Annotated in this window: 15 protein-coding genes and 2 pseudogenes; 10 read left to right on the plus strand and 7 right to left on the minus strand. The window is 62.6% G+C overall.

The window, feature by feature from the left end; genetic code table 11:
• Positions 1 to 20 precede the first annotated feature (20 nt).
• The 6 genes and pseudogenes from ACQCSU_RS04815 to ACQCSU_RS04840 form a co-directional block, all read left to right on the plus strand.
• Positions 21 to 437: a hypothetical protein gene (locus ACQCSU_RS04815; protein ID WP_426978557.1), complete on the plus strand. Its 417-nt coding sequence runs from the start codon at positions 21 to 23 to the stop codon at positions 435 to 437.
• On the plus strand, positions 409 to 1,617 hold the full coding sequence (locus ACQCSU_RS04820) for a tyrosine-type recombinase/integrase (RefSeq protein ID WP_426978558.1): 1,209 nt from the start codon (positions 409 to 411) through the stop codon (positions 1,615 to 1,617). The genes ACQCSU_RS04815 and ACQCSU_RS04820 overlap by 29 nt, the downstream gene beginning before the upstream one ends.
• A pseudogene (locus ACQCSU_RS04825) lies at positions 1,614 to 1,862 on the plus strand (DUF6262 family protein); the annotation flags it as partial. The gene ACQCSU_RS04820 and the pseudogene ACQCSU_RS04825, both read left to right, overlap by 4 nt.
• Before the next feature lie 100 nt (positions 1,863 to 1,962).
• The gene (locus ACQCSU_RS04830) at positions 1,963 to 2,160 is read left to right on the plus strand and encodes a hypothetical protein (RefSeq protein WP_426979935.1); all 198 of its coding nucleotides are present in this window, start codon (positions 1,963 to 1,965) and stop codon (positions 2,158 to 2,160) included.
• Positions 2,161 to 2,918: 758 nt separating this feature from the next.
• Entirely contained in the window at positions 2,919 to 3,113 is a 195-nt protein-coding gene (locus ACQCSU_RS04835; protein ID WP_426976924.1) for a hypothetical protein, read from the plus strand.
• Between the two features lie 223 nt (positions 3,114 to 3,336).
• A pseudogene (locus ACQCSU_RS04840) lies at positions 3,337 to 3,641 on the plus strand (transposase); the annotation flags it as partial.
• A 35-nt stretch (positions 3,642 to 3,676) separates the two neighbouring features.
• Here ACQCSU_RS04840 and ACQCSU_RS04845 read toward each other — a convergent pair.
• On the minus strand, positions 3,677 to 4,402 hold the full coding sequence (locus ACQCSU_RS04845) for an HAD hydrolase-like protein (protein ID WP_426978559.1): 726 nt from the start codon (positions 4,400 to 4,402) through the stop codon (positions 3,677 to 3,679).
• A 75-nt stretch (positions 4,403 to 4,477) separates the two neighbouring features.
• Between ACQCSU_RS04845 and ACQCSU_RS04850 the strand changes: the two genes are divergently transcribed.
• On the plus strand, positions 4,478 to 4,945 hold the full coding sequence (locus ACQCSU_RS04850) for an Lrp/AsnC family transcriptional regulator (RefSeq protein ID WP_426978560.1): 468 nt from the start codon (positions 4,478 to 4,480) through the stop codon (positions 4,943 to 4,945).
• Between the two features lie 4 nt (positions 4,946 to 4,949).
• On the opposite strand, the gene ACQCSU_RS04855 is transcribed toward ACQCSU_RS04850, so the two are convergent.
• The 3 genes from ACQCSU_RS04855 to ACQCSU_RS04865 form a co-directional block, all read right to left on the minus strand.
• Positions 4,950 to 6,359, minus strand: a complete 1,410-nt coding sequence (locus ACQCSU_RS04855) for an aspartate ammonia-lyase (RefSeq protein WP_426978561.1) — start codon at positions 6,357 to 6,359, stop codon at positions 4,950 to 4,952.
• 105 nt (positions 6,360 to 6,464) lie between these two features.
• A complete protein-coding gene (locus tag ACQCSU_RS04860; protein ID WP_426978562.1) occupies positions 6,465 to 7,877 on the minus strand; it encodes an aldehyde dehydrogenase family protein in 1,413 nt (470 codons plus the stop codon).
• A complete protein-coding gene (locus tag ACQCSU_RS04865; protein WP_426978563.1) occupies positions 7,870 to 8,922 on the minus strand; it encodes a homoserine dehydrogenase in 1,053 nt (350 codons plus the stop codon). The genes ACQCSU_RS04860 and ACQCSU_RS04865 overlap by 8 nt, the downstream gene beginning before the upstream one ends.
• A gap of 303 nt (positions 8,923 to 9,225) precedes the next feature.
• Between ACQCSU_RS04865 and ACQCSU_RS04870 the strand changes: the two genes are divergently transcribed.
• The 3 genes from ACQCSU_RS04870 to ACQCSU_RS04880 all read left to right on the plus strand — a co-directional run bounded on the left by ACQCSU_RS04870 (position 9,226) and on the right by ACQCSU_RS04880 (position 12,752).
• Positions 9,226 to 10,665 carry an amino acid permease gene (locus ACQCSU_RS04870; RefSeq protein ID WP_426978564.1) on the plus strand — a complete coding sequence of 480 codons (1,440 nt, stop codon included), beginning with the start codon at positions 9,226 to 9,228 and terminating at the stop codon, positions 10,663 to 10,665.
• Between the two features lie 85 nt (positions 10,666 to 10,750).
• Positions 10,751 to 11,914, plus strand: coding sequence for an alanine racemase (gene alr, locus ACQCSU_RS04875; RefSeq protein ID WP_426978565.1), 1,164 nt, complete (start codon positions 10,751 to 10,753; stop codon positions 11,912 to 11,914).
• A 37-nt stretch (positions 11,915 to 11,951) separates the two neighbouring features.
• Positions 11,952 to 12,752, plus strand: a complete 801-nt coding sequence (locus tag ACQCSU_RS04880; RefSeq protein WP_426978566.1) for an IclR family transcriptional regulator — start codon at positions 11,952 to 11,954, stop codon at positions 12,750 to 12,752.
• On the opposite strand, the gene ACQCSU_RS04885 is transcribed toward ACQCSU_RS04880, so the two are convergent.
• From ACQCSU_RS04885 to ACQCSU_RS04895, 3 genes are read right to left on the minus strand one after another with little or no spacing between them, the layout of a single operon-like run.
• Positions 12,749 to 13,528 (minus strand): IclR family transcriptional regulator, encoded by a 780-nt coding sequence (locus ACQCSU_RS04885; RefSeq protein WP_426978567.1) that lies wholly within the window; start codon positions 13,526 to 13,528, stop codon positions 12,749 to 12,751. The genes ACQCSU_RS04880 and ACQCSU_RS04885 overlap by 4 nt on opposite strands.
• A 32-nt stretch (positions 13,529 to 13,560) precedes the next feature.
• On the minus strand, positions 13,561 to 14,313 hold the full coding sequence (locus ACQCSU_RS04890) for a cyclase family protein (protein ID WP_426978568.1): 753 nt from the start codon (positions 14,311 to 14,313) through the stop codon (positions 13,561 to 13,563).
• Positions 14,310 to 14,747 (minus strand): hypothetical protein, encoded by a 438-nt coding sequence (locus ACQCSU_RS04895; RefSeq protein ID WP_426978569.1) that lies wholly within the window; start codon positions 14,745 to 14,747, stop codon positions 14,310 to 14,312. The genes ACQCSU_RS04890 and ACQCSU_RS04895 overlap by 4 nt, the downstream gene beginning before the upstream one ends.
• Positions 14,748 to 14,834 lie beyond the last annotated feature (87 nt).

The following is a 14,834-nucleotide window of genomic DNA, read 5'->3' on the forward strand; positions in this document are numbered from 1 at the left end:
CGCCGACGCACGAGGACCCGTTGGAGGCAGAACAGGCCAAGGACATTTGGGCGATGTCCTTGTTTGGCCACAGCGGACGGTTGGACTTCACGGCGATAAGCCAACCGTGGTTACGCGAGGGTGCGAAACGGTGGGCGATACACGACCTGATACATCGTCGGGGCGAGGGCGCCACCACGGTGCTGAGAGCCCACGTGGCGGCATTGGCGGGGCTCTCAGAGAGCTTGCGCGCCCATCGAAGCGACCGCGGCCTGATCATCCGTGACCTCGGCCGCCCTGACATTGAGTTGTTTCTGCAGCGACTCACCTACCTGGAGCATTGCGAGAAGATCACCGCGTTGTCCCGATCCCTGAGCTGTCGAAAGGCTCATCATGCGCTGCGTCAGATGCGGCTGCTCGGCCTGACCCGTGCCGGTGACCCGCAGCGGGCTGCCTGACGACTTCGCGTTCCGGCGCGAGGACATTCCCCGGCGCCCCGACCGGCAAACTCCAAACCGGTCGCTGCCTCCCGAGATCCTCGCCCAGCTCTGCGATGCCCTGCCGCTGCTGCGCACGCGCATGCCCAAAGGGTTGGCTGTTGCGATCGAGTTGCTCATCGACACAGGCCGCCGTCCCGGCGAGATCCTGAACCTGCCTTGGGACTGCATAGACCGCGACCACGACGAGAACTATGTCCTGGTCTACGACGACCTCAAGAACAACAGGCCGGGCCGACGGCTTCCGATCACCCAGGCGACCGCCGAGCTAATCACCACCCAACAGAAAGCAATCCGGGAGCGGTTCCCCGACAGCAACCCGGCGTCCTTGGTTCTGCTGCCCTCTGACGAAGACCCGGACGGCCGGCGTCCGATGGCCCGGCATCGCATCGGCCGGGCCCACCGCGGCTGGATCGCTTCGCTGCCCTCTCCTCTCCGGCGCTCCGACGGCAGCAGCTACGACCTGACCACGATCACGCCCTACTCCTATCGGCACACCTACGCGCAACGGCACGCCGACGCCGGCGTCGCGCTCGATGTACTCGCCGAGCTGATGGGCCACGAGCTGTTGAGCTCGACTCAGACCTATTACCAGGTCGGCGAGAAACGCCGCCGTGCCGCGGTCGACCGGCTGGCCGACCACCGGTTTGACCGGCACGGCAACCACCTCTGGCGAGACGCCCAGGCTTTACTCGAAGACGAGCACGCGCGCCACACGCTCGGCCAGGTATCGGTGCCCTACGGCAACTGTCACGAACCCTCCAACGTCCAGGCAGGGGGTGGGTCCTGTCCATTCCGGTTTCGCTGCGTCGGCTGCGATCACTTCCACACCGATCCCTCGCACCTGCCCGAGTTGAAGGCATACCTGCATGACCTGCTCCGTGACCGCGAACGCGTGCTGGCCACCACCGATCTCGAAAACTGGGCCAGAACAGAAGCTTTACCCTCAGAGGAAGAAATCCGCCGGGTGAAAGAACTCGTGCACCGGGTCGGGGAACATCTTGAACAGCTCGCCCCCGCCGAACAAGCCGACATCGCCGCCGCCATTTCGGCCGTTCGGCGTACCCGCCAGGTCACCAGTCTGGGTATGCCTGCCATCAGGGGCAAGCCCGATACCAGCGCGGGACTGGAGAGACCGTGAACAATAACACCAACGGCATCGCCGCGGCCCGGCAAGCCCACAGCACACGATGCCGGCAACGTGTTCTCGCCGCGCTTGAGCAAGCTGTCCATCTGGGCACCGAAATAAGCATCTCCGCGATCGCCCGCCGCGCCGGGGTGGACCGCAGCTTCCTCTATCGCCACCGCGATCTTCACGCCGCGGTACTCCTCAAGGCCGCCGAACCAACCACCGCCAGCACCAGAGGCCCTTGCGTCAGCAGGCCATCCCTCGTAGCCGACCTGGCCAACGCTCATGACCGCATCACGCGCCTGACCCGCGAAAACCCAACTCCGCCAGCGCCTGTCCGAGCATCTCGGCGAACAGGTGTGGCGAGAGTCCGGCCTCGGAGCCCCCGACGATGTCGACCGTCTGCACCGCCGCGTCACCGAGCTGGAACAACACACCGCAGAACAACACCGGCAACTCTCAGAACGCGACGACGAGCTCGACGCGGCACGGGCAGCCAACCGCGAGCTCATGACCCGGCTTAACCGGCCACACCCCGACGGGTGCAATCACTAGGACCACACTCTTGTGGCCCCCGCCAGAGTGGCGCTCGACGACGCCTAACTTGCACAATCGAGGTCTCTTCCCTTGCCGGAGTCCCGTCGGACCCCGAGGTGACCTGGGATGTGGATAGGCCGTGGGACGTTGCCGGAGTCCCACAAGCCCTTGGCAATGTCCTACGGGTGGAGACGAACGCATGACTTCGTCTGTCTGGTGAAGGCGCGGCCGGGACCGGTATGGGGCGTTCGCGAAGACCAAGCCACACTCGTGTCAGCCGAGCGCGGCTGTGGCTACAACAGTCAGCGGATCCACCTCTGGTGACACGGCCTCTGGGCCAGCTTCAAGACAAAGCCGCTGCGTGCGTATAGGCTCCCAGCAGCGTCCACCTTCAAGGGAGCACAATGAAGCGCACTGGGGCCTGGAACTATGGTGTTCCTCTCGTCTTGATCGGCACACTAATGACATCTTGCGGAGCCCAGACTTCGGACGGACAAGGTCCTTCCGTATCGTCTCCTTCCTCGACCAGCCTCAGTCCCGCCCCGACCATCCCTGTGATTTCCGCTGCCTCCCCGACCAGCTCCACCCCGCCCCAGGAAACATGTGCGGCGTTCCTGCCATCGGCCCCGTGTGCCATCTATACGAGCACTTCCGGAACAGCGGGTGGAAGGAATCTGCCGTGGGTGGCGTCGGGCAGCCTCAGGGTCCAGCTGAACTCCGTAACTGGGGACCTTTACCTGAGCGTGAGGACCAACTGCGCGCCCATTAGCGGGCCAGTGGAAATCGCCGGGAACGCCATGACCGCCGGTGACCTTGCCATCGGCGCTATAGGGTGCCCGGAGGAGCTCGGCCGGCAAGACCAGTGGGTCCTGGAATTCCTGAAACGTCCGGTAGAAATGACCTTCAGCCAGGACACCCTTCAGTGGAAGAGCGGAGCAGACACACTCAGCTTCAAAAGCGCAGATTCCTGAACAGCCGGAGGTGCCGTTGTGGGACTGGCCGGCGGGACTGCCCCAGCGCGAGCTGATGACCCGGCTCAACCGGCCACACTCCGACGGGTGTGAACACTAGGACCACACCTGTGGCCCACGCCAGAGTGGCGCCCGACGACGCCTGACCTGCACAAACGAGGTATGTTCCCTGCCGCAGTCACGCAGGACCCCGAGAGAACCTAGGAATTGAGACACCCCCGAGCTCGTGGGCCCGGGCGGGCTGTTGAACCGGTTGACGAAGAACGTCCTGGAGACCGCTTTGGAAGCGGAGATGGACGAGCATCTGGGATACGGCACACACACGACGTGTCCGGGCGCGGGAGCGGGAACTCCTGCAACGGCACCCGCACGAAGACCGTACTGACCGAGATCGGGCCGGTGGAGATCGACGTGCCGCGGGACACGGGCTCGACGTTCGATCCGCAGATCGTCAGGAAACGGCAGCGCCGGCTGACGGGCATGGAGGAGATCGTTCTGGTGGGCCATGTCAGTGCTCCTTTCAAGCAGTGGGCTGTGAATGACCACTGGTCGGGTTCGTGGAATCATCGCAGGGTGGAATTTTCGTGGTGAGCGGGGCGCCGGCTGTTGTTCAGGATCATTGGCAGCAGAGCTGCAGGTGAGGAGGCAATGGCGGCCGCATGCGACGCTTCCTTTGCCTCTCCGTACCCCCAGGGCGCGAAGATAGTGGAGATTCCGTGTTCGGCTGCTCCCGCGACATCATGACTTCGGTCTCCGACCATTGCCGGATTGGAGGTGTCGATGCCTTGGGATTCGAGGCGGAGCAGCAGTTCGGCAATGACTTCCGCCTTGGTGGCTCGTCCCTCGCTGTCGGATGCCCCGCATACGTTGATGAAGTGGCCTTCTATTCCAAACCGTCGCGCGAGTCGTACTGCTTGATCTTCCACTTTGGAGGTGGCCACAGCCATGGGAATACCGGCTGACTGTAGCTGCTCCAGCAGTTCGATGATTCCGTCGTAAAGGCTGGACTGCTCAGCGCCATGATCCGCGTACGCTTTGCGATAGTGTTGGAGGGCTCTTTGGGCGGTTGGTTCATCCAGCCCTGAGACTGTTCTGAAGGACTCGATCATCGGCGGCCCGACGAACCGGCGCAGTTCATCCTGCGACGGGACTGGGGCGCCTACAGCTGCCAGGGCTTGGGCAGCACTTGATGTAACACCGGGTGCTGAGTCGAGGAGCGTTCCGTCCATGTCGAACAGGACGCAGGTGATGTCGATGAGCGTCGGGCGGGTTTGATGCGGAAGTATCATTTTTCTGGAGCTTTCGGTCTCGGGGTTGGTTCAGCTCGGGTTGTGCCCGGGGGTTGATTGCTGTGAAGGGTGGGCATGGATCGAGTGAGTCTTGATCAGATAGACCAGAGGATCTTTGCGGAGCTCACGAAGAACGCACGCATTAGTCACGCTGAGCTGGCCACGAAGGTTTTGCTTTCGCGGAATGCCGTGCGCCAGCGGATCGACCGGATGGAACGGCGAGGGTATATCCAGGGGTACACAGTTGTCTCCGGTGCACCCGGCCAGGGTCTCGTATCGGCCTTCCTGATGGTTTACAGGAAGGACCGTGTGCGGGGTTCGGACGTCATCACCGTTTTGCGGTCGATTCCGGAAGTGGTTTTGTGTGATGTCGTAAGCGGTGACTTTGATCTTTTGGTGAGGGTTGAAGCCCGGTCGTTGGAGAGAATTCAGGAGATCTGGGAGCAGATCGCCGCGCTTCCGGGCGTCACGGACACTGTGACGGCCATGACGCTTTCCAGTGTCATCCGGCGTGGTGCAGGAGGAGTCGGCGTGACGGAGTGACTGATCAGACCGCGGACATGTCCGTGTCTTTGACGGGCAGTACGGCGGATTCAAGGAGCGACTGAGCTGCGGCCCGGTCCAGGAGGTTCCTGCTGGTGACGATGTCGAGAATGGTTGATCCGTTTTGGAGGGCCTCCTTGGCAACCGCTGCTGCGGCTGTGTAACCGATGGCCGGAATCAACGCTGTTGCAAGGCCTACGGAGGCTGCCGTCTGGCGGGCGAGGCGTTCGGTGTTCGCTTCGATGCCTTCCATGCAGTGTGTACGGAGAATGCGTGTTCCTTGTTCGAGCCATGAAATGCTCTGAAGAAGTACGTGGGCAATAACAGGTTCAAAGGCATTGAGCTGGAGCTGGCCGTTGTCCGCCGCCATCGTTACTGTCGTGTCTGCTCCGGCGACCGCGAAGGCGATCTGGTTCATCGTCTCCGGAATCACTGGGTTGACCTTTCCCGGCATGATTGACGACCCGGCCTGACGGGGAGGCAGGATGATCTCACCAAATCCGTTCTGCGGTCCGCTGGACAGCAACCGGAGGTCACTGCTGATCTTGGACAGCTTTATCGCCGTCCGTTTCAGCATTCCCGACATGTGCATGAAAACGCCGACGTCGGACGTCGCCTCGACGAGGTCAGCGGCAGGAACGACCGGGACGCCGGAGACCTCGGACAGTGCCCGCAGTACAAGCTGCTGATATCCCGGTTCGGCGGTGATACCGGTGCCGATGGCGGTGGCGCCCAGACTGCACTCGAGCATTAGCCCTGTGGACTCCAGGAGCCTGGAGCGGTCTTCCTCCAATGTTGCGGCGAAGGCATTGAATTCCTGCCCGAGGGTCATCGGGACAGCGTCCTGAAGCTGGGTCCTGCCCATCTTCACGACGGCGGCGAATTCGGCGCCTTTGCTTCTGGCGGCTTCGGCAAGTTTGCCCAGTTCGTAGTTGAGTTCTGCGGTGGCGAAAATCAGGGCCAGCTTGATCGCGGTTGGATACGTATCGTTGGTGGATTGGCACCGGTTAACATGATCAATGGGATGCAGGTGCTCGTATTCTCCGCGGCGGTAGCCCAGTTTTTCCAGCGCAAGGTTCGCGATCACTTCGTTGGCATTCATGTTCGTGCTCGTGCCCGCTCCACCCTGAATGACGTCCACACAAAACTGCTCGTGGTGCTGTCCTTCCTGGATTTCCTGGCACGACTCGCGGATTGCTTGGGCTTGCGGAGGCGTGAGGACTCCGAGTTCGCAGTTGGCCTGGGCCGCGGCGTTCTTGATCATTGCCAAGGCGCGTACCAGGTGCGGGTGGCGGGAGACGGGAATGCCGCTGATGGTGAAGTTTTCCAACGCCCGGGCAGTGTGTGCTCCCCAGTAGGCAGCGGCCGGCACGGGAATGCTCCCGAGCGAATCAGTCTCGATGCGGGTGGTCATGGTTTTCCATTCTTTGTGTGGAATCGCTGCAGGGGCGAGGCCGATATTGCTGCTCCGAGAGGAATTGGGAGGGGCCCGGCATCCGGCCGGGCTGCTCCCAATCCATTAGTTCCTGATGCAGATGACCTTCGGCTGAGTCATCTCTTCATAGGCGAAATGGACGCCTTCCCTGCCCATGCTTCCGTATTTGGAACCTCCGAACGGCATGCCGTCGAAGCGGTAGTCCGAGGAATCATTGATCATGACGCCCCCTGCTTCGAGCCGACGGGCAGCGTCCATGGCGTTGCTCAGCGAGTCCGTGAAAATGCCTGCGTGGAGGCTGAACTCGATGGCATTCGCTACTTCGATGGCTTCTTCAAAGTTGTTGAAGGCCTGAAGCATGACAACGGGTCCGAATACTTCTTCCTTCCACAACCTGCTGTCCGCCGGGACGGCTTCCAGAACGGTCGGCTGAAGCACATTGCCAGCCGTGACGTTCCCAGCAAGAAGGACAGCACCGGCGCCGAGGGCCTCATCCAGCTTGGCCCGGAGTTCGTTCAACGCGGCGGGGCTGATCATCGGCCCCACATCCGTCCGCTCGTCCGACGGATCGCCGGCAAGCAAACGCGCCGTCGCTTCCAGGAAACGCTGGCGGAACTCGGCGTACAACGGTGTGGCTACGAGAATCCGCTGCACCCCCACGCAGTTCTGGCCGGCGGCCCAGAACGCCCCGGAGACGCAGGATTCCACGGCGTCGTCAAGGTCGGCGTCGTCCAGGACGATGACCGGCGCGTTCCCCCCGAGGTCCATGGAGAGCTTCTTCAGGCCGGCCGTGCGGGCGATGCTCTCCCCGGTGGAGAACCCGCCGGTGAAGGACACCATGCGTACGTTCCGGGACCTGATGATGGTTTCGGCCACCTCCCGGTCGCCGTGGACAACGGTGAGGACCTCTGGCGGGAGCCCGGCGTCCACGAGTGCGTCCGTGAGCAGCTGGGCTGACAGGGGAGTCAGGGCAGAGGGCTTGAGGATTACGGCGTTTCCGCCGGCGATGGCCGGGCCGATTTTGTGCGCCACCAGGTTGAGGGGGTCGTTGAAGGGCGTGATCGCTGCAATTATGCCCAGCGGTTCCCGCGAGTACCAACCGGTCCGGTCTTCGGAGCCCTCATAGGAGTCAAAGGGGATGACTTCGCCGGCGTTCCTTCGTGCTTCGGCTGCGGACAGGCGAAGTGTGTTGACCGCGCGCAGCACTTCCTTCCGTGCCTGGCGGATGGTCTTCCCGGACTCGGCCACAATTGTCTGAGCGAACTCTTCGTTTCGTTGTTCGATGTCCGCCGCGGCGGCATCAAGGATTTTCCCGCGTGCGTTGCGGGACAAAGCCTGTGCTTTCCGTGCACCGGAGCGGGCCACTTCGAGCACGGCGTCGACGGCGGTGTTTTTGGTCAGCGGAACCGCGCCGACGATCCTGCCGTCGTAGGGGCTTGTCACTTCACGGAACTGCGGCAGCGCCGTCTCCGTCGGGCACAGGGTGGACTCAGACATGTGCGGCTGCCCCTGTCTTGGCTGCGTGCATGGCGATGATGTCAGAGAGCAGAGCGTAGGCGGTCTCCACGCGGCCGGCTCCCGGTCCCGAGACGGTGACGGGGCCCAGGAGGTCGGTGTCGAAGGAGACGGCGTTGGTCGCGCCTGAAACCCCGGCGAGGCCGTGGTCGAGAGGGAGGGCGACCGGAGCTACGCCCGCTGTGACGGTCCCATCAGGATTCCGCTGTGCCGAACCAACGAGCTTCCAGCGGCGTCCCGCCCGGGACGCCTTCTGGATATCTTCCGGCGTCACCGTCGAGATCCCCTGCCGCTGAACGTCCTTGAGTTCGATGCCGGCGTCGAGCAGTTCGTTGGCCAGGATCAGGACCTTGAGCTGGACGTCGTAGCCCTCGATGTCTGCTGCGGGGTTTGCCTCGGCGTAGCCGAGTTCCTGTGCCTCCCTAATGGCCGCTTCGAAGTCAAGGCCGGCTTCCATCCGCCCGAGCACGTAGTTGCTGGTGCCGTTGAGGATGCCTTCGAAACCGTTCAGCTTGAGGCCCGCGAACATCTTCTTGGCCAAACGGATCACGGGCGTGCCGCTCATGACGGCGCCTTCGAATTCGAAGTAGACGCCGTTCTGCTCGGCCAGTGAAGTCAGCTCGGCCCCGCGGAGAGCAACCGGGCCCTTGTTCGTGGTGCAGACGCTCTTGCCGGATTCGAGTGCCCACCGTACGTGGGACACGGCGGGCTCGCCGTCTTCGGGGTTCGTGTAGGTGGCCTCGCAGATGATGTCTGCTGTACAGGTGCGGATGACCGATTCGTTATTGGTGTCCGCGGATCCGCCGTATTCGACAAAGGTTTCGCTACCGCCGCCCAGGTTCAGGGCCATGGGGAGGTCAATACCTTCGGGCTGGACCAGGGATCCGAGGCGAAGGTCGGTGATGGCCACGACCCGCAGGCCAAAGCCCAGTTCGGAACGAAGTGCCTCGCCGCGTGTTGCGATCAGTTCGGCCAGGGTCCTGTTGACGCCGCCGAAGCCGATCAGCGCAATGTCATAGGTGGTCATGGTGCTCCTTCAATCAGTTACATCGGTCCTCCAATGTTGATGGCATTCCATGTCAGTTGCGGCATGTGATTGTGACCGAAGAACAGGGCGATTTGACCATCCGCATGCCGATTCGACATGCACCACCCCAAGTAACATGCGTGCAACATGTGCATGCTTAAATGTTTTTAATGACCAAATAGGCCTTTTCGTGTTATCTTCATCACTATCCCGTTGCGCGGCTGCCCCACCCTGTGGCCCCTCGACCCGGGGCATCACGCGCACCCTTTCGCTTCTGACCTGACCATCCACCTGGGAGAAACCATGGAACCCTCAACACCCGTCACGCTAGACCCCCAGCCCACAGCGCCGCCGTCGGCTGAAACCGGACTTCGCCGGTCCATGGGGGCACGGCATCTGGTCATGATCGCGATGGGTGGGGTGATCGGGTCCGGACTCTTCTTGAGCTCGGGCTACACGATTTCCCAGGCCGGGCCGCTCGGAGCTGTCATCGCCTATCTGATCGGCTCCTTCGTGGTGTACCTGGTGATGGCGTGCCTCGGCGAGCTCGCCATCGCTTATCCGGTCTCGGGTGCCTTCCACATTTACGCCGCACGCTCGATAGGCCCCGCAACTGGTTTCACGACCGCCTGGCTTTACTGGCTCACCTGGGCTGTGGCGATCGGATCGGAGTTCACGGCCTCAGGTCTCCTGATGCAGCGCTGGTTCCCGGGTGTTGACGTCTGGGTCTGGTGCGTCATCTTCGCCGCAGTGCTTTTTGGCCTCAACGCTGTTTCGTCGAGGTTCTTCGGGGAATCGGAATTTTGGTTTGCCATCGTCAAGGTCGGCGCCATCATTGTCCTGATCGTGCTCGGCGGAGCTGCCCTCATTGGTTTCCATCCACTGAGCGGGACCGGCACGCACCCGTTCCTGTTTGAGAACTTCAACACCACCGGCGGCCTCTTCCCGAACGGCTTCACGGGTGTGCTCGTCACGGCACTGGCAGTGTTCTACGCCTTCTCCGGATCGGAGCTCATCGGCGTGGCAGCGGGCGAAACCGCTGACCCCGCCACCAGCATCCCGAAAGCGATGCGCAGCACCGTCGTGCGTCTGCTGATCTTCTTCGTCGGGGCGATCGCTGTCATCGCCGCTACCGTGCCGTTTGACCAGGTCGGACTGGACGAAAGCCCGTTTGTGACGGTCTTCTCATCCATCGGAATTCCTTTTGCTGCCGACATCATGAACTTCGTCATCATCACCGCACTTCTGTCAGCCGGAAACAGCGGGCTCTTCTCCTGCGCCCGGATGCTGTACTCCCTTGCCGACGAGGGGCACGCCCCCCGGGCACTGAAGAAGCTGACCCGTCGGGGCATCCCCATGGTCGCACTCTCCGTGAGCATGCTCGGTGGCCTGGCATCACTCATTAGCAGCGTGGTTGCACCGGAAACGGTGTACCTGGCCCTTGTCTCGGTGTCGGGCTTCGCCGTCGTCGGCGTCTGGATGTCCATCACCGCCTCACACTTCTTCCACAGGAGGGCCTTCGTCAAGAACGGCGGCAACGTCGCTGCCCTTCCCTACCGGGCCCCATTGTTCCCGCTGGTGCCGATCCTGGCCTTCTCGCTCTGCCTCATTTCGCTCATCGGTATCGCCTTTGACCCGAACCAGGTAGCAGCCCTCTATTTCGGAGTCTCGTTTGTTGGCGCTTGCTACGCCTTCTTTTACTTCAAATACGGACCCAAGGCGCGCACAAACCAACTGTCCTAACGCCATCATCATCAACCGTCGTATATTCAGCTTCGCGGCCGGGACCTTCCTACCCCCGGCCGCGAAGCTGCCCAGCGGATAAGACATGAAATCACAGCACCTGATGCAACATGTGGGCAGCTCGATCCAGAACGTCGGCAACTGGCTGGAGATTGACGCCGTCGCCTTCGAATCAAATGTCCGCGATGTCCTGTCGATGATCGAGGACCGGGCTCTTCTGTGCGCAGTGGTCAAGTCCGACGCCTACGGCCATGGAGCTGACCTGTTGCTCCCATCCCTCGTGCGACTGGACGTTCCGTTTGTCGGCGTCGGAAGCAACGAGGAAGCGGCCACCGCGCGCCACTGCGGCTTTAAGGGCCGAATCCTGCGCGTCCGTGCCGCCGCGCCACAGGAGATAAAGGCCGGGCTGGAGCATGACATCGAAGAACTTGTCGCCGACCCGCAGAGCGCATGGGAGATGCGCAACATCGCTGCCAAAGCGGGAAAAACGATCCGGATCCATCTCGACATCAATTCTTCCGGGATGAGCAGGCACAGCCTCGATGTCTCATCCACCCTCGGCCGGGCCTGCGCGGTAGGAATCGTCAGCCACCCGGGGCTTGAACTGGCCGGGATCATGACCCACTTCCCCAACGACAACAACCGGCATATCGAACAGGCCCTTCTGCGCTTTCAAAGCCAGGCGATGACCCTGCTCCACATCACCGGTACTCCCCGGGAAGATGTCCTGCTTCATTGCGCGGATTCCTATGCCGCACTGCACGTGCGCGGCTCCTGGCTGGACATGGTCCGTGCCGGGGCGGTCCTCTACGGTGATTCGGATCCGACAGCGGGGCAGTTTCAACGGTGCCTGACCTTCAAGTCCAGGATCGCCTCCGTCAACAGCTATGCCGCCGGCAGCAGGGTCGGCTACGGGCTCACGCGCACCCTGGCGCGGGACTCCAGACTGGCCTCGGTGACCGCAGGCTACGGCGACGGCTACCGGCGGGCGCTGGCACGCCAGGGCAACGTGCTTGTCCGCGGCCGCCGTGCCGCCATCGTCGACGTTGTCTCAATGAATTCCATGGTCGTCGACGTCACCGACATAGCGGACCTCTCTCCCGGGGACGAAGTCGTGCTTTTCGGGCGGCAGGGAAGCGCAGAAATCACCCCCGCAGGGCTGGAAACAGCGAACTCGGCAATCCTTGCGGATCTCTACACCGTGTGGGCGGGAGGACACCGCGTCCTGGCCACCAATGAAGGCATGTGAGAATAGGCGTGGCTATCGGACGGAAGGGGCATTGAGAGTGGATTCTTCCTCGGAATCGTCGTCCATGACACAAGGACTTCGGATTGTGCGGCTGGTCGCGGACCGGGAAAAGTGGGGCAGGCGGCTTCTGGGCGTTTCGCAGCTGGCCTCCGAGCTGGACATGGAACAAAGCCGGGTATCCCGGTTGACACGGGAATTGTGTGATCTGGGACTGCTGGAACGTGTCGAGCGGGGTCCGTTTCGAACGGGCCCGCGATTCTTCACTCTGGCGGCCTCGCTTAACACCGGCTGGGTCCGCGAAGCACGAACCGAGCTTGAGGCTTTGGTGGCCGCGCTCGGCCTCAGATGCAGGGTCTCCGTCCGTGACGGCTTCCGCGTCATTCTCCTGCGGTCGTCCACCAACGATGTACTCCCCGGCAGCTTCGTGAAGCCCGGCATGGTGACACCCGTATGGTGCACCGGATCGGGCCGGGCACTGCTGTGGGACCACGGGCAGGCAACCATTGAAGACCTGCTCAGCGATGTCAACTTCATCGGCGTCGGCGGCCCGGGCGCGGCCCATTCGCCGGCTGAAGTCTGCGAACTGATGGAGAGGGACAGGCCCCGCGGCTTCGTCGTGGCAGCCGAAGAATTCGAGCACGGCATCTACGAACTGGCCGTTCCCGTCCGCAACCTGGAGGGAACCATTCTTGCCTCGCTCAGCGTCCTGGGTGCCAGGGCCGAGATCGAACCCAGGGCCAAGGACATCGCCAAGGCCCTGACGGAAGCCGCCGAACGGCTCGGGTCCTGCGACTCCAGTACGCGGGACAATGCCGCTAAGAAGGGCCTTCCCAACTAGACCTGCTCCTGCGGCAACGAATGACCAAGCGCCGACTCAAGCCACTTTCCCCACGACACAAGAGCCGCGGCGCAGGGCTCACGCCGCGGCTCCAGACGCGTTTTGGGCCCTACGACCTGCAGCGCAGCCACCACGTCGCCCTTGAAATCCCGGATCGGAACGGCCAGGGAATACAGGCCGGGCTCGGCTTCCTCATCGACGATGGAGTACCCCCGCGCCCGCGCGTCACGCAGCCGGGTCAGGAAGTCCCCGACGTCCACAGGAGTGTTGGGGCCATGGCGAATGAATGCAGCAGCAGCAGCGAAAACGGTTCGGACCTCGGCGTCCGACGCCTCCCACAGCAGTGCCTGGCCGGCATCACTACAGTAGGCAGGGTAGGGCCGGCCCAGCCAGGAACCGACCATATTGCTGCTTGCCGGAACGCGTTCGCCGATGGTCACCGTACTGTCCCCGCTTAGCACTCCCAGGAAGCATCCTTCGTCCGTCTCGCCGGCAAGGCCTTCCAGGGCAGTCGCACCGTCGGTCTGCAGCCGTTGCTCTGTCAACAGTTGGGCATCCGTGAACAGCGACCAGTTCAGCGTGTAGGACCGCTGTTCTCTGCGTTCCAGAAAGCCTTCCTGTTGCGCTCCTCGCAGGCTCCGCGAAACCTGGCTGCGGTCTTTGCCCAGATCGGCTGCTATGTCGGCGACTGTTCCGCCGGGAAGGCCTTCTGCGTTGCGGGAGCCAACCGCAAGGACGGCCATGATGCCGCGCCCCATGCTGGATGTCTTAGACATGAATCCGATTCTAGCCGCCGGACGGACCCTTCCTAGTGGATGGCAAAGGCCCGGGCAGGAAAGCCGCTGCCCTGCAGAGGCTTCGGCCATGTCGCGACGAGGGCCGCACCATTTTCGGGAAGTCCATCCAGGTTCGCCAATAGCTCGATCTGCCAGCGGTTCTTCGCCAGAACGTAGGTCTCCAGGCTGAAATCCTGACGGGACGTAGCCAGTCCCGGATCGGTGTCCGTCTGTTCATGACCGACAGCCGCAACCGACCGCTGTTCAATCAGGAAGGTGAGAACTCCCTGCGACCAGCCCGGCGTGTGGCTGACGCCCTCGCCGTCCCTGTTCGCCATGGCGTCCGCGTCAGGCCAGCGACGGCTCCACCCGGTCCGCAAGGCCACAAAGGAGCCCGCCGGGACGGCGCCATTGCGGCTCTCCCACGCTTGAACGTCTTCCATCGTGGGGCTGGCATCGGCATCAGAGCTGACCCGATCGGTGATGTCCAGTACCACCAGCGGAAGGACCATGTCCTCGACCGGTATCTGGTCCAAGGTCCGCCCCCCGCGGATGAAGTGCGAGGGGGGATCAACATGCGTTCCCCACTGCCCGATGATCGAATAACGGTGGGCGGTGAAGCCATCGCCCTTCGCCAGGTCGAACACAGCCTCCCTGGTCTCGTCCGGGAAGGCCGGGAAATGCGGCTGGCCAGGGTGGAAAGCATGCGTCAGGTCGGTAAATGAACGACCGGCAAGCAGGGGTTTGAGACCGTCCCAAAGTCCGGTCGTGGTGGTTTCACTCATGATGCGGCCTCGCTCGCGTAGGCTGCCGCCGGCGCAGTGCTGGAGACGCTGACAGGGCCGGACAGCTCGATGACCGGCACCTCCCACGGGTGGATATCCACGATGTGCTGCAGGAAGCGTTCCACGGCAGTGTCAGGGAGCGCCGCATCGAAATACGTCGTGAAGACAAACGTTGGTGAAAGGGTCCGCTGGCCCACGTGCCCCAACGTTGGGTTGGCACCTTCAGTGCAGGTGAACCCTTCGAAGCCCAAACCGGATTCGAAGACATGCCTGTAGTTGCCAAAATCCCCTAGGTCAGGGGATTCTGCCAACGCCTCGAGCAGGGCCGCGATGCCCGCTTCATCCTCGAATGCTTCTACGTCGCCCGTGGCGAGCCGGGCGAAGGACTCCGACGCTATGGGCCAATGCACGCGCAGCTTACGTACTGACTTCATCTGAATGTTCAAGGGGATGCCTCTTCCTTGCGGTTCTCGCAGATTGCCTGACTGCCATCGTGACATATAGTAATGATCATTACAAGC

It is taken from the genome of Pseudarthrobacter sp. O4, assembly GCF_050157025.1.
In the GTDB taxonomy this organism is placed as follows: domain Bacteria; phylum Actinomycetota; class Actinomycetes; order Actinomycetales; family Micrococcaceae; genus Arthrobacter.